The following is a 21,866-nucleotide window of genomic DNA, read 5'->3' as shown; positions in this document are numbered from 1 at the left end:
CTACCCCGCCATTCGGCGGCGTCCAGCATTAATCGGTAGCATGGCGGTCCTGACGATGTCGCCCGCTGAGAGGACGAAACCCCGAATGTCGCAGCTGGATCCGTTCCGGCACTGCCTGACGTCCCTGCGCTATGAGGGGGACGGTCCGGGAGAGCCCATCACTCTGGAGCAGCGGGCGGCGGACCTGCGGCAGCGGCTGGCCGGCGATCGTGGGCTCGACGACCGGCAGCCCGGCGAGCCGGCCCGCAACGTGACCGTCACGGAGCTCCAGGCGATGATCATCGCCGACCTGCTGGACGAGCTGGCCGCGCGCCTGTCCCCCGGCGCCGCCTTCGGGCCGGGCGACAGCGGGGAGGCGCTCGCGGGTCTGGCCAGGGACCTGTCTCAGGAACTGCTCGGCCAGACGTTCATCGGCACTCGGTGAGTCAGTCGCGTAGGAAGTCGGCGGCCTGACGGCGTAGCCGGTCCGGGGCAGCGGCCCAGACGGGGGCCCGGGTCATCGCCGCCAGCTTGACCTTCTTCACCTCACGGGGCGCGTCGTCGCGCACTCCGAGGTGCTGCCACAGCTGGTCCAGCTCGTCGTACGGCAGCTCCCACGACTCCCCGATCGCGCCCTCCGGCGGGGTCGGCGTCAGGAAGACCTCGTCAGCGGTCTGCGGCGGGTCGACCTGGACGATCGTCAGGCCGAGGCGTTCGGCGGCGTCGCGGAGGAGCCGACGGTGGCTCTCGACGGTCTCCGGCGGCGGCGCCCCATCGGAGAACAGGGCCAGCAGCCAGCCCGACTCGCCGACCCGCGAGAGGTCCAGAACGAGCCGCGCCCCGGCGTCGTCGGTGAAGGTACGGTGTGCCAGGCTCGCCTCCTCCCCCGGCCCTTCGGCACGCGGGACCTCGTCCAGGTCCAGGGCGCCGATCAGCTGCCGCACCTGATCGGCGGCCAGGTGCCCGTGGGCCAGGACACGGAGTGCCGGCCAGAGCATCGTCACTCTCCCTCTCGTCGGGTCGACGGCCCGTCGGTGAACGGTCCATCGACGAACGGCCGGTTGGTGGACGGCCCGTCAGTGGACGGCCGGCCGGGCGGCACGTCCGCCAACGGCCCGCCCGTGTCGGGTGACGGCCAGGTGGTCAGCCAGGCTCTCGGGTTGGCCGGGCGGTGGATGATCCAGTCGGTGTCGCGGAAGTGCGACGAGAGCTCGGAGCCCATGCTCGTCCCGTCGAACGGCCCGCTGGACTCGAACAGGCCCAGCGATATGGGCCGCCCCAGCGCCGTCTCCCAGTCATTCTTCCACGCCGCCAGCTCGGGAAAGGCTCTCATCAGGCTGTCCTTGTCGATGTAGCCGTGGCCGCCCATGAAGTCGCCCGGATAGCGGCCGGGCGGCCAGTGCGAGCGGGCCACCTGCACCATCGCGCTGCTGGAGATGTCCATGTCATAGTCGCTGGGCGGCTGCTCCAGGCCGAGCCGGTACATCGAGTCGAACGGGCGGCGCAACGGACGGTTCGGGTCGTCGCCGAACCATTCCCGGAGCCTGCGCAGCGCCTCCGGGTTGCCGGCCAGCTCGTCCTCGGCGGGAAACGTCTTGTGCAGCCCGGCGAAGAACTCGGCGCCGGTCCCCTTGAGCCGGATGTCCACTTCGGCCGGTCCGATGCCGTCGCGCCCGATCGCGTCGAGCAGCTCGCCGGCGTAGCGGTGATACCGCTCCGGTGTCATGCCCATGGGGGCCTGCCGGGTGACGAGCCACTTGAGCTGCATGGGGGACATGCCGAGGAAGTCGAGATCGCGCTTGGTGACGTGGTAGCCGGAGTCGTCGTGCGGCCACCACGACGGATAGGGTTCCTGCCCCTTGAGCACCCGGTCGATCCGGTGGCTCAGCGGGTCGGTGAGGTCGAGTTCGCCCGTGGTCACGGGGGTCGGCCGCAGGGTCCAGCCGCCGTGGTCGCCGACGGCCATCGGTGGTTCGGCCTCCCCGAAGGACCCGCCGATCCCCGCGGAGATGTGGTCCAGCGTCGCCAGCCGATCGCCCGGCAGCGAGACGAACTCGCGCTGCCCGAAGAAGCCCATCCCCGTGAGCGGCACGGAGATGATGTCCCGCGCGGGCTTCCTGTCGATCAGGAGCACGCCGCGGCCGGGGAGGGAGTCCAGCCAGTCCATGACCACCTGGCGGTCGGCGGACCAGCTCGCCAGCGGCCGGTGCCGCATCTCGAACATGTCCCCCGGACGCAGCCCGGCCCACGCCGAGTGCTCGCCCTCCGGCCACGCCATGCCCCGGTAGGCGATCACTTCCTCGATGCCGCGCCGGGCCAGCTCGGCCTGGGTGAGCTCGTACTGGCGGCGGATGAACTCGCGCAGCGTCTTGCGGTTGTACAGGAGCTCCATGTCGACCGCGCTGCGCGTCTTGCCGTCCATCGGCCAGGACATCGCCTCCGTGAGACCGAACTCCTCCTGGACGACCTCCTGCAGCGCCAGCACCCGTACGTTGCTGTTGGCGTTGCGATGCGCCCAGGCCCCGAGGAGCTCGCTCACCGCGATCCGCCGCACCAGGATCTCGGCGAACGGATCGTCCATCCGTACCACCCTGTCCGGCGCGTGTGCCGGGTCGGCGGGGTCGAGCGCGTCGACGTGCAGGACCCGCGCGCCCATGGACGGATACCGCTCGTTGAACGGCGCGAGGACGTAGTCGCCGTCGCCCAGGCGGTTGACCATGTCGGAGCCGACGTGCAGGCCGACGGCGGCCAGGACCAGCTCCGGCGTCGAGGACCGCATGCTGCCCGCGAGGGCGTTGATGGTGTGCGTCTTGGCGGGGCTGGTGTCGGTGAACGCGCCGTCCCCGGTCAGGAGCGCCTCGGCGACCTGGCGGTGGTGCGTGCGCTCCGGGGAGCCGGGCGGCGGAGGCGGCGCGTAGTGCCCGACCGGCTCCGTCACGGGCAGCGTGACCGCGTGGTCCGCCGCCCTGGGCAGCAGCGGCCCGGTGCCCCGCGCGTGCTCGGCGACGTGCCAGAGGCGCTGGAGGATCGCCTCGTGCAGGTGGAGCCGGTTCATGCGCTCGAAGAGCGGGCGCAGACCGTCCAGCTGCCGCTTGATGATCGCGATGTCGTTCGGCGGGATCGGGTTGTCAACCCATCTGAACACGCGTGGCTCGGTCTCGCGGAAGAACGTGCGGACGAACGGGTTCGCCGCGTCGGGGAGCAGCAGGTGGGACGCGGCCCCGTCGCCGACCCCGAGGAGGGCACCGCCCCGGCCGAGCGCGAGATCCTGGAGGGTGACGCCGTGCTTGGCGGTCACCGCGTGATACAGGCCGAGGAACACGCCGTCACGGGTGGCGGCGCGCTGCCAGGACTGGTCCGTCGCCTGCTCGCCGGGCATGTGGTCGCTGTAGACGTCCCGGCTGCCGAGCGCGTACGACAGCGGGACCCGCGCGCCGACCGCGCGGCCCACATGCGAGTCGAGCACCTTGACCGTGGCGTCGCCCGCGCGCGCGTACCGCTCGTAGGTCGCCTGGGTGCCGTCGTCGAACGTGACGAGCTCCCGGTTCAGCAGGCCGTCGCCGTGGGCGAGCGGCTCTCTCCTCGTCACCCGGGCGCCGGTGACGGGATGGGCGGGCAGGGTCAGGGCCGGGGCGTCGGCGAACCCGTACCTGGCCGCCGCCGGATAGACGGGCTCGCTCTCCGCCGGGACGGGGGACTCGCCCTCCAGCACCGCTCGGACGCGCGGCCAGCTGGCGGCGAAGCCGGGGTGCAGGTCGAGCTCCGTGACCCTGGAGATCGGGATCCAGGCCATCGCCCCGGACTCGCTCCCCTTCACGGCGACGGGCATCCGCTCGGCGACAGAGGCGATCACCGTGTCGTACGACCAGCCGCCGTGGTCGTCCCTGACGACCTCCTCGACGTGGACCTCGCCGGGCGGCAGGTCGCTCTCCTCGACGGTCTCCCGCAGGGCCGCCTCGGCCGCCGACTCGTGGCTGTCCCGCGCGCCGCCGGGCAGGGACCAGGTCCCCCCTTGGTCGACGGACGGATCGCGCTGCTGCATGAGTACGTGCGTCTCGCCGCCGGGGGCGCGGTGGTGGACCAGCAGCCCGGCCCCGCCGAAGAGGCCCCAGTGGGCGTGGCCCTGCGCGCAGTTCACCCACCCCTCGCCCGGCATCGGCGGCAGCTCGGGCGCCGCCGCGTGCCCCGCCGCGAGTCCCTGCCGGGTCGCCAGGTCCTGCACCGCGGCCACCAGGGACTCGCCGGCGCCCTTCCACGTGGCGTTCGCCTCGCGCAGGAGTTGCTGCAGCTGACGAGCCTTCTCCTGCGCCCTGGGCAGGTCCCCCAGGATCTCCTTCAGGTGCGTGGCCCAGCGCTCGACCGGCACCCTGTCCTCGAACCCCTGCTCGACCAGGCTGGCGCGGGTGAGCTCCGGCGGGAAGCGGCCGGGATCGCCGAGCAGGGCGCCGACGCCGCTCGACCGGGGCACCAGGATGGGCACCGCCGCGCCCGCCGCCTCCAGCCCGACCAGCCCGAACCCCTCGCCCCGCGACGGCATGATCACCACGTCGGCGTTCCGCATGTCCGCCAGGATCTCCTCGCGGTCCAGCGTGAAGGGCTTGATCTCGACCTCACGGCCCGCCACGTTCGACAGCCGTTCCTTCACCTCGGGCACGGTCTCCGAGGCCGCGCCCCGGATGACCAGCCGGACGTCCAGGTCCTTCTGCAGCTCCCGGATCATCAGCGCCGCCTCGTGCCCACCCTTCTGGGCGGCGTCGGCGCGGCCGATGAGCAGGACGGTACGGGTCCGCTCCCCGAAGAAGGGCCGCTGCCGGGACAGCTCGAACGGCACGCCGGGCAGGAGCTCATGGACGGGCGGCACACGATCGCCGGGGTTGGAGTCCGCGAGCCGCTGCGCCTCCGTGGCGAGCACCGGGCCGACGCCGGCCAGCATGTCGGCCTCGGCGACCAGCGCCCGCTCGATGCCCTCGAAGTCGCGGCCCAGCGCCTCCATGTCCGCGATCCGGCCGAGCGCGCCGGTCACCATGTGCAGGACGTGCACGAGCGGCGCGTCCGGATACAGCTGGTCACGCGCCCGCAGGGCCGCCGGGCCGGAGTAGCGGCTGTGTCCGATGACCACGTCCACGTCCGGTGGCAGCTCTTCGCCGTCGAACGCCAGCTGGTCCATCTCGCTGCGCCCCGGGTCGTACTGCCGAGGACCGATCACGTGCAGCCGCTCGCCGCCCGTGCCGCTCGGCACCTCGTGCCCCACGCGGACGTACACCTCATGCCCCGCCTCCGCGAGCCCCTCGACCAGCTTGCGGTTGACGGCGATGATGCCGCCCTTGTGGGGGTCCCATTCGGTGCAGTACGCGAGCACGCGCAGCCCGGCCCGGCCGAGCTCATGCTGCTCGGCCAGGCGGTCCCACTCCTCGGCGAGCTCCCGGCTCAGCCGTTCGCGCTCGGCGGGCGCCGCCTCGGCCAGCCGGCGCTGGTGCTCCTGCCAGAGCCGCTCGCGCTGCTCGACCTGCTCATCTCGCAGGACGCCGTCCGCCTGGGCCGTGTAGCGCTCCCGAAGCCGCTCCGCCCGGCCCTCCGGATCGAGATCCACGCCGTGCGCGGCGGCCATGTCGGCGATCTCGGGCAGCTGGGCCCGCAACTCTTCCGGCAGCCTGCCGTCGAGGTCCGCGTACGTCCTGCGGAACCAGTCGGTCTCCTCCTGGGTGAACGGGCGCTCACGCGCCTCCCGCAGGATCTCCTCGGCTCTGGCCGGGCCGCGCCAGTGTCCCGTGTCGTCGAGGGAGTTGCGGTACACGATCTCGCCGCCCCATTGGTGGAGGGTGATCGCTTCCAGGTACCTGGCCCGGTCGATGGCTCGCATGGTGTCGGGGATGCCGCCGTAGCCCTGGTCGTGGATGTCCTGGGAGACGAGGCGTCCGTGTCCGTCCCGGTCGCGCATCTGCTGGTAGCGGTTGAGCACGGACAGGCGGCTGATCGGCGCCGGAACGGCCATGACGTGGGCCTCGGCGCGGTAACCGAGGGCGTGGAACTGGGCGGCCTCGGCCTCGACGCCTTCGCTGCTGTTCATCGCGCCTTCGCGGATGAGGTTGACCCGCAGCTCGGCGGCCAGGGCGATGACCTTCTTCATCCACGCGTACGCGTCGCCGCCGGCCTGTTTGGCGGCTATTCGGTCGTTCTCGGCCATCAGATGGGCGTACCTCGGGTGGTACTTCAGCAGGCCCTCGAAGTCGGCGATGAGGGCGCGGTCGGGACCCATGCCGTCCATGGCCGACTGCTGGGCGGTGGTCTTGCCCGACGCGGCCTGGCCACCGATGAACACGATGCGCGGGTGCTCCGGCCGTCTGACGCCCGCCATCAGGTCGGGGACGATGTCCCGCCGGAAGATGAGGTCGTTGTCCTCCTCGGTCAGCTTCCACTGGTCGGGGCCGCTGGTCTCGTACTGGTACGGCCGCCCTTGGCTCCGGTCTTGGGCCGGGCCGTACATCTGCGGGGGGACGGCGTCCTTGCCGCTCAGGAGGTCGAAGAAGCTCCGGCCACCGGTCACCGGATCGGCGGTGCTCGCCTGCGGGCGCCGGGTGGGGATGTCCTCGGCGGTGCGCGGGCCGTCACTCGGGGTGCCGCCCGGGATGTCCGCCTGCGCCGTGGCTGTCGGCTCGGCCCGATGAACGGCGTCGGTTTGGGTGGAGCTGAGGTTGTCGCGGACGTGGTCGAACGAGGGATCGTCGTGGACGGGGGTGTGGTCCGGCGGGACAGAGGGCGCCTCGGCCGGTCTGGCCTGCGGGCTGACCGTAGGATCCGCTATCTCGGCGGGAGCTAGCGGGTCGGCGGGAGGTGACGGCTCAGCGTGCTCGCGCGTGTCCACGTGCTCGGTCGTGTCCGCCTGGCCCGCCGGATCCGTCGGGTCCGTCGGGTCCGTCGGGTCCGCCTGCTGTTGTGGCTCCTGTCGGGGCTGCTGTCCCGGTTCCCGGTGCTCTGGTGCCTGTTGTGCCGGTTCCGGGCGGTGTGACGTCCTCGTGCTACCGGCCGGTTCCGGCCTGGACGTCGGCACCTTGGTGTCCGGTACGCCCCGGGGGACCTCCGCACGTTCCCGGGTAGCGGCCACGTCCTGCGCCGGGAAGCCCCTGGCCTCGACCGGCCCACCGAGACCAGCAGGTGTGTCCGGCGGCGCCGAGACGGGCGACGCCGGAGCGGGCGGCGCGGCGGTCGCGGCGGCGCGGGCCGTGTCGCCGGCCAGTGCGGCGGTGGTGGCCGTGTCGAGGGCCTGGCGCGGGTGGATGATCGCGCTCATGACGTCGACGCTGAACGGGCTGATCGTGTTCGTCCGCCCCACGCCCGCCACGACGCCGCCGAGCAGCGATTCCGCGGTCGGCATGTCCCACTTGCCGTACACGATGCCGTTGGAGACCAGGCCGGCCGGCGTCGAGATCACCGCGTTCGTGAGGCCGGTCTGCAACGCCCTGCCGGGAAAGCGCATGACGGCGTTGAGCGCTCCGGGAGCATCGCCCGCGGCGGCGTTGAGCGATCTGATTCCGGGCAGCCGCCCGACGAGCCCCGCCACCGGCCCGGCCACCTTCGACGCGAGCACCGCGCCCGAGGCGTCGCCCAGGATCGTGGAGGCGGTCTTCTGCCCGTCCCACTGGGTACGGGTGCCCCGATCCATCTGCTCCTTCTGGGCGACGTAGTCCATCAGGAAGCCTTCACCGATCTCCTCGGGAATCTCCCTGAGCATATGGCTGGCCGCCGCCCTGGCCAGCAGCCCCTTGCCGGCCTGCCGTCCGCCCAGCGCGGCCAGCTTCGGCGCCTGCTTGATGGCGGCCGACCCGGCGTACCTGCCCTTCGCCACCCGTTCCAGCCAGGTGAACACCTTGTCCATGAACGTCCGCAGCCGTCCGGCGAACTTGCCGATCAACGGCGTCAAAACGCCCGCGCTGGCCGCCGTCGCGAACGCGGAGATGGCGATGGACGAGACCGTGATCCAGAATCCGGCGTTGATCAATAACTTGGCGTACTGCGTCTCACGCGCGTAACTGTCGTGCTGGAGGGCGTACGCGTGCGCCAGCGCGGCGAGGGCCGGGATGCCCTTCCCCTCCGCGAGGAGCTGGTCGGCCTGCCTCTTGAACTCCTCGGCCGCCGAGCCGAAGTAGCCCTGCATGATCAGGTCACGCGCCGTGCCCCCGGCCGCCGCGAACTCCAGCGCCGCCTGGCTCCAGTCCTCGAAGGCGACGGCCAGCGCCGCCTCGCCGGACTCGCTGGCCTCCGGCCACATCTGTCCGGAGGACAGCAGCGCGATCAGCGCGTCGCACCACGCGGGCAGACTCGTCCCCCACGCGGGCGTGATGTCCGTGGCATAACCGCCGCTGCCGATCGTGTCGTCCTGCCCGGCCAGAGGGCTGGTGACCGGGGTGCTGACGTTTCGGGTCACGCCTTCCCTTCCCCACGCATGATCAGGACGGCATCACGCGTCTGGGCGCCACCAGGTCGGCGTCGGCCCCGGCCGAGTTGGCCACGTTCTCCGTCACCGCGGGACCGGCCGCCACCGCGAAGTCCGCCGACTCGGCGCCCGCCCGGAGCATGGCGTTGGGGCCGTCGTCGGCCAGGTACGCCTGCTCGAACTCCCGACCGGCCGAGTCGTGCCCCCACGGCGCGGCGGCGTGCAGGCTCTCGATCCTGCCCCTGGCCTCGGCCAGCTTGTCCCGCAGTTGGACGGCCGCGTCCGTCCATCGCGCCACCCCGCCATCGACCACGTGCCGATGGATTTCCAGCCGCTCCCCCATGGGCCTGTCCTTTACGCGCGTACGCCTGTACCGCGAATAGACGCTAGTGCGCGACGGACCCGACGGAACCACGCTTCACCGATCGTCGAAACGATCTGCTGACACTTCAGAGGCGGGTGACGAACCAGTCCGTGGCCAGCCGGGCCACCTGCTCGAGCGTGCCGGGCTCCACGAACAGGTGGGACGCGCCCGGCACGATCTCCATGCGGACCTCGCCGGGCATCCGCCGCATCGCCCGGAGGTTGAGGTCGATGACCGCCGGGTCCTCGCCGCCGACGATGAGCAGGGTGGATTGGCGTACCCGGGTGAGGACGTCGTCCGCCAGATCGGGACGCCCGCCTCGGGAGACGACGGTCCGCACCGCGTCGGGCCGCTCCGCCGCGGCGACCAGGGCCGCCGCGGCGCCGGTGCTGGCGCCGAACAGGCCGATGCCGAGCTCCGCGGTCCTGGTGTCGGCCCTGGCCCAGTCGGTCAGCGCGGCCACGCGGTCGGCGAGCAGGCCGATGTCGAACCTGAGCTCGCCGGTCACGGCGTCGCGCCGTTCCTCCGCCGCGGTCAGCAGGTCCGCCAGTACGGTGACCAGGCGAGCGGCCTGGAGCCGCCCCGCGACGTAGCGGTTGCGCGGGCTGTGGCGCCCGCTGCCGCTGCCGTGCGCGAACAGCACCGCTCCGCGCGGCTCGGCGGGCACGGCGACGTCGGCGTCCAGGGCCACGTCACCGATCGGGATCCGCACGCCGGCTTCCGCGATGTTCATGATCCCTCCCGAGGCTAGACCGCGAACGGGTACGTCTCGGGCGCCTCGCCCCGCTCCCAGACGGCGGTCCGCTCGAGCGGTTCCAGCGCGCGGGTGTCGTCGATATGGATCAACGCGTCGAACTCGTCGGCCACCCGGGCCTGGAAGTAGTGGCTCTGCCGCTCGGTCTGAGGCCGGTAGATCACCCCGATGGCCCGTTGCAGCCGCGCCGTCCGCAGCACGTCCGCGGCGGGCTTGGCCACGTCGAACCAGAGCAGGAACTCCCCGCTGCTCGCCTGGTGCAGCAGCTCCTCCACGCTGCCGGGCAGCGCCGGCCGGACCATCTTGCGCTCGGCCGGGCCGCCCCAGTCGTCGGCGGCGGTGACCGTACCCGAATAGGTGGTGAAGCCGATCAGGCGGCATTCGCCGGGGTGGCGCTCGCGGATCAGCCGGCCGACGTTGAGCTCGCCCCGGGCGCCCATCTCGGTCGCCCGCGCGTCGCCGAGGTGGGAGTTGTGCGCCCACACCACCAGCTTGGCGGGCTCACCACGGACGCGGCCGAGATGGTCGGCCAGGGCGTCCAGGGCGTCGGCCATGTGCTCGTCGCGCAGGTTCCAGGAGGAGATCCGGCCGGTGACCATCGAGCGGTAGTAGCGCTCGGCCGACCGTACGCTCACGGCGTTGCGCTGGGCGTGGAACAGCTCGTCCTCGGCCGGCAGACCGTCTTTCCTGGCGTAGTCGTACGCGTGCCGCTGCAGGTCGGCGAGCTGGGCGACCACCTCTTCCTCGCACGACTCCCCCGCGCCGAAGGCCGCCGCCAGCCCGTACGACTGGGCGTCTCCGTCGGCGTGGTCGAAGCACGCGTACCGCTCGCGGGCCCGCGCGGCGGCCTCAGGGGAGACCCGGTCGAGGTAGTCGATGACGTCCTGCATGGACCGGTACAGGCTGTACAGGTCCAGCCCGTAGAAGCCGGCCTTGCGCGTCTCGTCGCCGACCCGGTCGTTGTGATCGCGCAGCCAGCCGACGAAGTCCACGACGGCCGTGTTCCGCCACATCCAGGTCGGGAAGCGCTCGAAACCGCGCAGCGCCTCCTCCACCGTCTCGTCCTCGCCGCGATCGCGTACGTAGCGGTTCACCCGGTAGGCGTCCGGCCAGTCGGCCTCGACCGCCACGCCGTGGAAGCCGCGCTGTTCGATGAGCTTCCTGGTCATCTCCGCCCGTGCCGCGTAGAACTCGGCGGTGCCGTGCGAAGCCTCCCCGATCAGCACCAGCCGGGCATCCCCGACCAGCCCGAACAGGGTCTCGTCCGGGGGCACGCCGTTCTCGACGACCGCGGCGGCCATGCGGATGATCGCCGCCTCTGACCGCCCGCCGCCCGCGCGCGTACTGTTCGTGTTCCCGGGTCGTGCCGCCGCCCGCAGCAGCTCCCGGACCTCTTCGTCGGTGACCTGGTCGAAGTCCCAGTACGCCTGCCCGACGGCGAAGAACGGGGACGGCGTCGTGGCGCACACGACCTCGTCCACCTCCAGCCGCAGCTCCTCGCAGGTCGAGCTGGGCGCGGCCGGCACCGCCACCACGATGCGCTCCGGCCGCAGCCGCCGCACCGCGAGCAGGGCCGCCCGCATGCTCGAACCAGTGGCCAGGCCGTCGTCGACCAGCATGACGGTCCGTCCGCTCAGCTCCGGCATCGGCCGCCCCTCGCGATAGGCCAGCTCCCGCCGTACCAGCTCGCGGCCCTCCCGCTCGGCCGCCCGCCGCACGACCGACGGTTCGATGCCGAACCCGCGGACGACCTCCTCATTGAGCACGATCACCCCGCCGCTGGAGATCGCCCCCATCGCGAGCTCCTCGTGCCCCGGCACGCCGAGCTTGCGCACGAGGAACACGTCCAGCGGGGCCTCCAGCGCGGCGGCCACCTCGTAGGCCACAGGTACGCCGCCGCGCGGCAGCCCGAGCACGATCACGTCGTCACGATCGCGGTATTGAGTCAGTAGACCGCTCAGTGCCCGTCCGGCGTCCCGGCGATCACGAAAGGTGTGATCTGCCATAACCGTCCCATCCCATCTCGTGACAGAGCATGTGACCTGCTCCTACTCCCTCCCTTCCCTCCCTTGGACAATCAGTCCCTTCCGTGGATTAATCACTCGTGTCTCGTCCCAGTGGATCGGTGATTTCAGCCAGGGATCGTTCAGTAACAAGTGGTCGCGACTGTCACTGCCGCGACGGGACCGACCAGCACGGCGGCAGGACCCGATGCCACGGTGCCCGCAGTGCCTCCGACCACCGCGGCCCAGCAGTTCAGGCCCTTTTTGATGTTCTCCCAGCTGTAGTCCTTGGGGGCCCTCATCGCTATATCCATGTAAGTAGTGGTGCTGACACCGCCCGGATTCTTAATGCTGTGGTTGAGGTAATCGGCCTCGTAGTCGAGAATCCAGGGGTTGTCCCCGAACCCGAGCTTGATGTACTTGCTCTCCTTGGTCGTCATGCCATCGACCTTGGTGACCACGGTCTTCGTGCTCCCCTTGTCCGAATACGTGGTGGTCGTTCCCGTGGGTGCGCCGCCCACATGTCCGCGTGGGCCGCCCGCGCCGTTCCAGTCGTGCTGTGCGGCACGGCTCCGCGCGGCCAGCAGCGCCGGCAGGCTCTCGCAGTAGAGCCGGTCCGCCACGCAGCTGCCGCCGAAGTCCTTCAGATGGGCGATCGACTTCGGCTTCTTCGCCTTCTTCAGTGGCATCCGCACCGGCTTCTTCGCCGGCCTCTTCAGCTTCTTGATCGGCTTCTTCGGCTTCTTCGCCGGAGTGGGCTTGTGGCTCACGGGCGGGTTGTCGCCCTCCAGGTACCTGAGCCCGTCGGGGTCGCTCATCGTGGCCGGATTGTTGTTGCCGTAGGCGTAGGCGTTCATCTGTTGCGGGTCGAGTGGGTCGATGACCGGGTCGACCGAGAGGAACCTGCCCATCGCCGGGTCGTACTCACGGGCACCCAGCCGGGTCAGGCCGGTGTCCGGGTTGATCGTGCCGCCGACGAAGCCGCGGTCGCCTGCGGGCCAGGCGGTGGCCGCGCCGCGTGGGGCGCCGAACAGGTCCAGGCGCCGGGAGGTCGCGGCCAGAGTGGTGGAGTTGATGGCGGTCTGGGAAGTGCCGTGGTGGTCGGCGACCGTCCAGGTGAAACCGTCACCAGTGCGGGTGCCCAGGCCGTCGTAGTAGCGGGTTCCGGTGGTGGAGCCGGTGGCGGTGTTGAGCCGGAGCTCGCCGTCGTCGAGGAACAGCGTCACCGAGCCGGGGTCGCGGCGGATCAACTGGTCTCCGTCCGCGGCGTACAGGTAGGAGGTGGTCTTGCCGCCGGCCGTGATCGACGCCAGGAGGCCCTCGTCGTCCCAGGTCAGGGTCTGTGCGCCGCCGGCCGCCGGCCGCGTGATCGTGTTGCCGGCCGCGTCGTAGGCGTACGCCGCGTTCGTCGAGCCGGTGGTCGTGGCGGTGACCGCGTGGGGCCGGACCACGCCGTCGCCGGCGGTCGGATAGGAGTAGGTCGTCGCCACGTCCGCGGCGCCGCCGAGACCCTTCGCGGTCATGGTGCGCCGGTTGCCGGTCTGGTCGTAGCCGTACTGCTGCCAGTAGGGCGCGGGGCCGCCGACCACGGACGCCGACGGGGTGGTCGCGCAGGTGTCGGTGCCCTGGGCCCAGGCTTCGGTGACGCGGCGCAGGTAGTCCACCGTGAAGCACTGACTGTCCTTCGCCGCGCCCACGGTGCGGTCGGTGATGCGCGTGACGTTGCCCATCGGGTCGTAGCCGTAGGTGAGGTCGTTCACCATGACGCCGTTGGACTTCTCACGTTCGGTGAGGGTCTCGGTGACCCGGCGGGTGCCCTCCTCGTAGTAGGTGGTGCTCCACAGCCGTTGCCCGGCCGGGCCGAGCTCACGCTGGGCGATCTCGGCGAGTTCGTTGTACTCGGTGTCCGTGACGTAGGTCAGGTCGCCGGCCACCGTGTCCGGCCGGCCGAGGTCGTCGTAGCCGTAGGTCAGCGTCTCCTGCGGGAGATCGCCCAGTTTGGGGAGGGTCTTGGTCGCGGGGCTGCCGTCGGCCGCGTACGTCAACGTCGTGGTGTAGGTGCCGGCGAGCTGGTTCTCCGCCGCCGGGATGGTCACCGACGTCGCTTCCGGGCGTCCGGCCGCGTCGTAGCCGGTGACGGCGTTCACATAGCCCTGCCCGTTGACGTACCGGGTCGAGGAGGTCAAGGCGCCCTTGGCCAGCGTGTCGTAGACGGTCTTGGTGAGCAGCGTCCCGGTCGCCGAGGTCAACCGGGTCTCCGCTGCGCGGCCGAGGTCGTCGTACACCGACACGACGGTCTTGCCGCGCGCGTCGGTGGTGGTCAGCAACTGGTCGGCGTCGTCGTAGGTCATGGTCGAGGGGCCCTTGTCCGGGTCCTCCGCCTTGGTCTTGCGGCCGAGCACGTCGTAGGTGTAGCGCCACACGTTGCCCGCCGGGTCGGTGACCTTGGCCAGGTCGCCGGCCTTGGTGTAGGCGTAGCGGGTCACGTCGTTCGGGCCGCTCAGGGTCCTGCCCTGCCACTGCACCAGCGCGTAGACCTGGTCGCGGGCGTCGGTGTACGTGGTGGTCACGGTCCCGCCCTCGGGCGGGATGACGCTGACCCAGTTGGCGCTGTACGACGTCTCTGTGCGCCATCGCTCGCCCATGGTGCCATCGGGCTTGAGCGTCATGGTGATCTCGGCCCGCTTGCGTTCCGCGCCGTCGTAGGTGGTGACCAGCGCGTTCGGCACGTTGCCGCCCTCCGGCTGGTACAGCGTCGTCCCGGGGGCGTCGGCGTGGTGGTAGGCGGCCCGTTTCACGCTGACGAGGCCGCGCGAGTCGTACAAGGTGTCTGTCAGGATCCGGCCCCCGCCGGGACTGGCGGCCTGGGTCTGCCGGGGGCGGAGGAAGCCGTCGTACAGCGCGTACGTCACGACGCGGTTGCCGTTGGGGCCCAGCGTGCTGGTGAGCACCCAGTTCGGCCCGCCGCTCCGGCGCAGGCCGTACTCATAGCGCGTGTTCGGGGTGTCACCGCCCGCCTCGGTACGGCCCGGCTGGTACACCTTCACCAGCCGGCCGAGCGCGTCGTAGGTCAGCGAGGTGGTCCGCTGGTTGGCGTCCTTCTCCTGGACGGTGCTCCCCCACGCCGGGTCGAGGGTGGTGGTCACCGTGTGGCCGAGCGGGTTGGTCACCTTGGTCTCGGTGGTCAGCCCGTTGACCTCGGTGTACGACGTCGTGGTCAGCCGGAGCAGCGCGTCGCGCGCCTCCTTGACCCGGCCGTAGGAGTCGAACGTGGAGGTGTCGCTCACCCGATAGGCGGGCGTGGATCCGTTGTAGGACTTGGCCTCCTCTGTTTTGGTCACGTCTCCCCGGAGCGGCGCCGTGCCGAACTCCTGCCCGTCGTACGACAGCCGCGTGTCGGAGATGGCGTCGGCCGGGTAGGACGGGTCGGTGCCGCAGGCCACCCCGACCGTCGTGGTCCTGCTCGGCAGCTCCACCAGCATCAAGGCGACATTCTGCGCGTACGTGGTGACGGTGCACTGATCATCGGAGGTCACGGCGACGTCGCCGAGGTCGTTGACCTTGGTGGGGTTGCCGTAGTCGTCGTAGGTCGTCTCCACGCGGGTCACCCGGTAGGTGCCGGTGGTGTAGCGTTCGCGGGTCTCCGTCCGGGCGGTCTCCACCTGATTGGCCTGGAGACTGCCCTGGGTGGCGGTGAGCCGGGTCCACGGGTCGTTGATCGCGCCGGTGACCTCGTTGACGCCGTCGTAGGTGATCTGCTCGCGCAGGAAGCCCTTCAGCGGCTCGGCGTCGGCCAGCGCCACGCCCGCGGAGTCGGTGACGTTGGCCTGCTTGGCGCCGCCGCCGGTGTTGAGCCGGTCGCCGTTCATGCCGCGGAAGTACAGGTACTGGGTCTTGGACTCGGGTTTGTTCTCGTCGTTGGCCGGGTCGCCCTTACGGACCGTGACCTTCTGGAACCCGCGCCAGTCCGACCAGGTACGTTGGTTCTCGGGCACCAGCGGGTTGTCGTTGTACGCCCAGGCGCCGCCCCCGACGTAGTCATAGCTGGTCACCATGTCCTTGGTGTCGGTCACCAGATCGTCCTGGACGACCTTGCTCACCACGTACTTCTGGAACCAGTCGTTGACCGGCGTGGTCGCGGGCGGCATCGTCCACCGCTGCGGGAAGCAGCGCTTGATGTTGGTCTCCGCCGCCGTCGGCAGGGCGCCGGTGGCGCAGTCGGGCGGCGCGTAGCTCACGTTGATCGCGCCGCCGGACTCGGAGACGATGCTGGTGATCCGGGGTTTGTTCAGGGCGGGCAGGCCGTCGGCGACGAAGTTGACCCGGTTGGCCATCATCGTGCCGTCGAACGTCACCGCGTCCAGCTTGATCGCCGTACCGGCCAGTCCGGTCTGGGTGACGCTGTTCAGCCACAGCGCCTTGTCGCCGGTGCCGTCGTTGGCCGGCGGATAGGTGTAGGCGAATTCCCACTGGTCGACGCCGCGGTAGTTCCCGCCGCCGGTCGACACCTGGGTGGTCACCTTCGCCAGGCGCTTGGTGGACCAGAACGTCGGCGAGTACCTGTCCGCGCAGGCGATCGACGCGCAGTCGGTGTCCCACGGCACGTCCGGCCAGACGGCGGTGGTGTGGGTGGCGCAGTTCTGGCCGGGCACGCAGCGGTCGGCGGAGTCGAGCACCACCCGGGCCGGCGCCGGGCCGGAGTACTCCTGGCCGGCGCGGGTGCCGTAGTCGATGCGCGCCAGGGTGCCGCCACGGGTGTAGGTGCCCGTGCTCGCGCCGTTGTTCTGGGCGTACCGGTTGCTCTCCTGGTTGTAGAAGTAGCTCATCGAGTTGCCGTGGGCGTCCACGACGTAGTCGAGGTTCCAGCGGTAGGCCTGCTGGCACGCCGAGGCGGCGAACGTGGTCGCCTTGCACGGCTCGTCGGTGTCGTTGCCGTACACCGGCACCGTCCAGGCCGACTGCGTGATCTCGCGCCCCGTCGCCCAGCCGGGCAACCGGTTCAGGCCGAAGAAGTACTGCGTGCCGTCGCTGGTGGTGACCTTCCAGTACTCGCCGTTGTCGTCGCCGTTGGCCTGGGGATCGGCACGGAACAGGTGCTCGACCCGGGTGCCGTCGTCGTCCTCCGGCCGCCACACGCCGTTCTGGTAGACCAGCGGCCCGGACTGCTCGCCGAAGGACAGGGTGGCGTTCTCGGTCTCCCAGCACAGGTCGCCGGTCTTGGTCTGGCCGTTGTTCCCGCCGAGATCCTCCGCGCAGCTCTTGTACGACCGCTCGATGAACCCGGGCGCCAGGTTCCAGCCCTCACCCACCCACGACGGCTGGTTGTTGGTCGCCACGGTGTGCCCGTCCACCGCGCCGGAGGAGTAGGAGAGCGCCAGGGGCGGGTCGAGCTCTCCGGGCACCGGTGGCGTCCGCATCGGGTACGACCAGGCGAAGTCGCCGCTCTGGGTCGAGACCTGCCACTGACTCGACGGGGACAGTGAGGTGGCCTTGTAGTCGCCCTTCGGCCCGTTCGGCGCCGCGGTCAGCGCCAACGTGCCGCCCGCGTCGCCGACCGACACCTCGGCCGACACCGTCGCGGCTTTGAGGTCGTTGCGTACGGCGGTGACCGGTGTCTGATCGCCTGAGGCCGGGGCGAGCCGCAGGCGGGACGCCCAGTCAGCGCCGTACGCGTCCTTGAAGGCCGAATAGTCGACCGTGACCGTCACCGGCCCACGCTCGGCCTTGCCATCCGATCGCTTGATGGACACGAGCAGCCCGGACACGCCGGCCTTGTCGGCGGCGCTCCTGTCGAGCACCTCGACCTTCACCCGCCCCGGCCCAGGCCGCCCCGTGGCCGCCACCCACACGGGCAGCGACCCGGCCCTCGTCTTGGCGGCCGCCGCTGAGCGACCCGACAGTGTGACCTCGGCGGCCCCCGTCTCCGGCCAGTCCGCCTTGGCGGCGGGCCGGCGGCCGGACGCCGCCTCCGGGTCGGGCCGGGCGGCCGGCGGCGCGAAGTCCGCGCCGGGCACGGACTCGACCTTGTCCGGCTCGCTCGGCTTGATCGGCCCTTGGAGGGCCATGACATCCACGACCTGGGCCGGTGTCGCCCCGGCCGGAGTGCTCGCCATGAGCACGACGAACAAGCAGGCCAAGGCCGTGATCGGCCACAGCCGCCATCGGTTACGGCGCATCAGTCGAGATCCCTTTCCGGGTCAGAGTCCAGTGACGGCGAAACCGAGGGAGCGGTCCTGCGTCTGTCCCTCGCACTTGGGATCACGTGAGTCGAACAGGTCGCCCCAGCTCGCCCGGCAGCGGAACAGCTCGACGCCGACGGCGTTCGGCGCCCCGGGCACGGACTGCGGCGCGCTGGTCCAGATGAAACCGAGCCTGCGCACGACCGTCTTGCCCTCACAGGCGGCGTCGGCGGAGGTGAAGGTGTCGGTGCCGTCCTGGCAGCTCATCAACGCCGTGGTACCGGGCAGCTGGGTCATCGACAGGGTCCCCATGTTGCCCTCCGGACGGTAGTTCGCCGGCAGCCGGGCGGTATCGCTGGCGTGGTCGTACGGGTAGCCCGTCGTGTTGTGCCTGATCAGGTGGGTGTAGGCGCGCGTGTAGCCGAGCTCGAACTCCTTCGTCTGGCCCTCACACCCGGGGTCCGTGGAGGCGAAATGTCCCACGCCGGGGAACTGGCACCGGTAGACCAGGCGCGTGGGCACACCGGCGGGCGGCGTGATGTAGAAGCGCCCGACGCTGCCGAGGTTGAGGTAGGTGCCGCAGTTGTCCGGGTTGAGGAAGTAGTCCGCCGTCCCGCTACGGCACGAATAGATCACGCGGGTGTTGGGCTCGTCCGCCCCGGCCGGCAGGCCGAGGGAGAACTCGAAGTGCGAACCCGCCGGCACCGGCCCGTCCGTCACGATGTGCGGCCCGGCGAGGTTGACGTACCGGGCGATCTGGCCCCCGTAGAGGCTGCGTCGCTTGGTGACGGGCTGCGCCTTGTCCGCCTTGATCTGGTCGGCGGTACGAACGCCGGTCCACGCGTGCACGTCGTCGACGTCTCCGGCGAACGGTGTCGCCGCCGCGCTGTTCTGCCGGCCCCGGCCGATCTGGAAGGCGCCGGTGGCGTTCACCGTGGCCGTGGCCTTCTTCCAAGCCACCTTCGCGCCGTCGACATAGAGCTGGATCTCCTGGGCCGCCGGGTCGTAGACCCCGGCCAGATGCGTCCACGCTCCGGCCTGCGCGCTCTCGCCCGAATCGGCGCTGAGGGCGGTCAGCTGGGTGTCGGTCGCCGACTGCGGCAGCGCGAACGACCACTTGTGGGTGTCACCGCGATAGCGCAGCTGGAAGCCGCTCCCCTGGCCGGCGTCCTGGCTGAGGACCGTCCGCCACTGATCGTCGGCCGCGTCCAGCCTGGCCCACGCGGTGACGGTGAAACCGGCGTCGGTACGGAGCACCGGCACGCCGGTCGCCAGCGTCTCGGTGCCGCCGCCGAACCGCAGCGCCCCGCTCCCTACCTTGCCGGTGGTCCAGGAGGCGGCGCTGCCCAGGGCGCCGACCCGGTAGCCGCCGGACACCTCCTGCGCCGTCGTGCCCGTCCCGTCGTCGAGCGGCAGGAACAGCTCCTCGGCCGCCGGGCTGCCGGCCAGGTCGTGAATCTCCTCGGTGGCCAGGGTCCGGTCGTAGATGCGCACCTCGTCCAGCGAGCCCGGCCAGTAGTCGACCGGCCCGGCGGCGTATCGGGCCCGGCCCAGCTGCACCGTCCCGCTCGCGCTCCACGGTGTGGTGTGAGCGGCGGGCGCGCCGGCGACGCCGTCCACATAGAGCTTGATCTCCTTGGCGGCGGCGTCGTACTCGCCGACCAGATGGGTCCACCGCCCGGCGACCGCCGGGCCCGCCGATTCCGCGACGTGACGCGCGGCGGCGTCGGCGTCGGAGGCCGGCATCATGAAGTTCCACTTCTTGGTGTTCGGGTTGTACTGCAGGAAGAACCCGCTGATCCGGGTGCCGTCCTGGCTGACCGCCGTCCGGTAGGCGGTGTCGAGCCGGTCCAGCTTCACCCAGGCCGAGACGCTGAACGTCTTCGCCGTGTCCACGGTGGCGCCGCCCGTGGTCTCCGCGTAAGCGGTGCCGCCGTCCAGCCAGAGCGCGTCACCATGGCGGCCGGTCCGCCAGCGCGCCGCTGCGGAGATGGTCGCGTCGTGCTGGGCGGGCGACTCGTCGACGGCCTTGGTCTCGACGTACCCGTCGAGCTTCCAGTGTCCCCTCGGCGGCGTGCCCGGCCCGACGATGAAGTGGTAGCGGTACAGCGGCCCCAGGTTGTCCGCGCGGTCGACGCTGCGGGCGTACAGGTCCAATGAGCCGTCCTCCGGCGGTGTGACCAGTATGTTCGCGCTGCCCGAACTGGCGGTGACGGAGGAGAAGGTGTTCTCCTGGCCGTACAGGGAGTACTCGAACCCCTTCACGTCACTGACGCCGTCGGCGCTCAGCGTGAATCCGCCGGTGCGTCCGATGCCGCCGCCTCTGGGGCAGGGGTCGTAGTCCGGTGGCGGGCATTCGGGGTAGGTCACCGAAGTGACCTTCGGCGCCTTGTCCGGGCCCTTTCTGTCGATGGTGACGTCACACCACTGTCCCCACGGCCCGAAGTCGACGCCGTCGGCGCCCCGTACGCGATAGGCCAGATTGGCGCCGTCCGCGGCGTTCGCCGTCGGCACGTCCATGGTGAAGGTGGAGCCGGACGCCTTGTACTCCGTGGCGGCCACCCCGAGCCGCGCGCCGAACCTCGTGTACCACTCGAACTGGGCCTGCACCGGGCCGCCGTCAGGGTCGGAGACGACCGCCGACATCTGCGGCCCGCGCGGTCCCTTGTTGGGGTCGTTGTCGATGTAGGGGTTGATGTACGGCTCGTTCGGCTGCACGGCGCACGCGGTGTTCTCCACCGTCTGGCCGGTCGGCGTGCTGGGGTAGCTGTTGTACGTGATGACCAGGCTGGGGTTGGTGTTGAACTTCTTCCAGGCGTACGCGTCGCCCTCGTTCGCCGCCTTCAGCATGATCGCCGTGAGGCCGTTGTTGTACGTCACCGCCGCGTTGACCGCGGCGGTCGCGTCGAACCCGACCCAGTTGCCGGGGCAGGCGGAGCTGTAGCCGTAGGCGACGTTGACCGTCCCCAGGCCGATCGGGCCGCCACCGGCGAAGGGCTGGTTGTTCCAGGTCGTCCCCGCGCTGACGGGGTTCGTCCCCCACGCCTCGACCGGCCGGGCCGAGCATGAGGGGGCGTAGTTCTCGAAGGCGTTGAACTCCGCCACCTGAACGTGCTTGCCGACCATGAACGACGCGTCGTACTGGAAGTACGAACGGGCCACCCCGATGCCGTTGCAGCCCGCCCAGTTGCAGTAACCGACCTTGGCCAGGTTCTCCCCGTCACCGCCCCAATAGGCCTGCGACGGATGGCCGGACAGCACCATGGCGAACCCCGTCTGGCCGGCGGCGAAGTCCGGATCGATGTACATCGGGAACGTCGCCGCCGGATCGGTCAGCAGCTTCTTGTCCGGCCGCAGGACCAGCGTGTCCTTGCCCAGCTCGAGCTCGCCCACGGCCCGCCTGGTGGCCGACGGCGTCGAGTCCCACGTCATCGGCGCGCCGGACCCGAAGACCTGCTTCCCCTTGTCGTCGTAGGCGCCGATGTTCCCGTGCCCGTCGTCGCGTACCGACACGCCCTTCGCCGCCAGGCCGAACGTCAGCTCGGCCAGCTTCGGATTCGCCGCCGCGGCCTTGTCCTTCACCACCAGCACCTCGGTGAAGCCCTGTGCGGTGGCGGTCATGCGCAGATCCACCCCCGGGATGACGCCGGGGTACGTCGCGGAATCGCGGCTCACCACCGGCTTCGGCAACGGCGCCGGCCAGCGCAGCTCGACCTGTGCCTTGCCCTGCCCGAGTCGTACGAGCGGCTGGTCGCCGCCGCCGGAGAAGACGACGGGAACCGTGGTCGCGCCCGGCTCCACCCCGCCGTCGGCCCGCTGCCGCAGCGCCGTGTCGACCGGCACCCACCCGGAGTCCCGCTTGACGCGGACCGGGATGGTCCGCAGCTCGGCCGTGAACGATCCGTTCGGGTTGGCGTAGACGTCCCGGCTCTCGGCCTGCTCCGCGGTCACCGCGACCCGCTTACCGGACCGCTTCGCCTCACCGACCGCCCAGGACGCGGAGCCCACCGGATCGTTGACGGTGAAATTTGTTGAACTCGCCGTAACCGCCGACGCGCTCGCGCCAGCCGGTGCCGCCACGGGTAATAAGCCGGCGCATACGGCCGTCAATCCCACGAGCGGAGCACGCAAACATCGCCACACTGTGTCTCCAAAA

Annotated in this window: 8 protein-coding genes; 1 reads left to right on the top strand and 7 read right to left on the bottom strand. The window is 71.0% G+C overall.

What is annotated here, in order from left to right; genetic code table 11:
* Window positions 1-85 precede the first annotated feature (85 nt).
* On the top strand, window positions 86-424 hold the full coding sequence (locus AB0C30_RS09605) for a hypothetical protein (RefSeq protein WP_357941419.1): 339 nt from the start codon (window positions 86-88) through the stop codon (window positions 422-424).
* Window position 425: 1 nt separating this feature from the next.
* Here the strand turns inward: AB0C30_RS09605 and AB0C30_RS09600 are convergent, their stop codons facing one another.
* The 7 genes from AB0C30_RS09600 to AB0C30_RS09570 form a co-directional block, all read right to left on the bottom strand.
* A complete protein-coding gene (locus AB0C30_RS09600; protein WP_357941417.1) occupies window positions 426-977 on the bottom strand; it encodes a hypothetical protein in 552 nt (183 codons plus the stop codon).
* 2 nt (window positions 978-979) lie between these two features.
* Window positions 980-8,401 carry a zeta toxin family protein gene (locus tag AB0C30_RS09595; protein WP_357941415.1) on the bottom strand — a complete coding sequence of 2,474 codons (7,422 nt, stop codon included), beginning with the start codon at window positions 8,399-8,401 and terminating at the stop codon, window positions 980-982.
* Between the two features lie 22 nt (window positions 8,402-8,423).
* The gene (locus tag AB0C30_RS09590) at window positions 8,424-8,753 is read right to left on the bottom strand and encodes a hypothetical protein (RefSeq protein ID WP_357941413.1); all 330 of its coding nucleotides are present in this window, start codon (window positions 8,751-8,753) and stop codon (window positions 8,424-8,426) included.
* Between the two features lie 106 nt (window positions 8,754-8,859).
* The gene (locus AB0C30_RS09585) at window positions 8,860-9,507 is read right to left on the bottom strand and encodes a dienelactone hydrolase family protein (RefSeq protein WP_357941411.1); all 648 of its coding nucleotides are present in this window, start codon (window positions 9,505-9,507) and stop codon (window positions 8,860-8,862) included.
* Between the two features lie 14 nt (window positions 9,508-9,521).
* Window positions 9,522-11,534, bottom strand: a complete 2,013-nt coding sequence (locus AB0C30_RS09580) for an erythromycin esterase family protein (RefSeq protein WP_357941409.1) — start codon at window positions 11,532-11,534, stop codon at window positions 9,522-9,524.
* 140 nt (window positions 11,535-11,674) lie between these two features.
* Window positions 11,675-17,707, bottom strand: coding sequence for an RHS repeat-associated core domain-containing protein (locus AB0C30_RS09575; RefSeq protein ID WP_357941407.1), 6,033 nt, complete (start codon window positions 17,705-17,707; stop codon window positions 11,675-11,677).
* 21 nt (window positions 17,708-17,728) lie between these two features.
* On the bottom strand, window positions 17,729-21,718 hold the full coding sequence (locus tag AB0C30_RS09570; RefSeq protein WP_357941405.1) for a LamG-like jellyroll fold domain-containing protein: 3,990 nt from the start codon (window positions 21,716-21,718) through the stop codon (window positions 17,729-17,731).
* Between the last annotated feature and the right edge of the window lie 148 nt (window positions 21,719-21,866).

This window comes from Nonomuraea sp. NPDC048901 (assembly GCF_040649695.1).
Classification (GTDB): Bacteria; Actinomycetota; Actinomycetes; order Streptosporangiales; family Streptosporangiaceae; genus Nonomuraea.
This window is presented reverse-complemented; position numbering and strand designations above follow the sequence as displayed.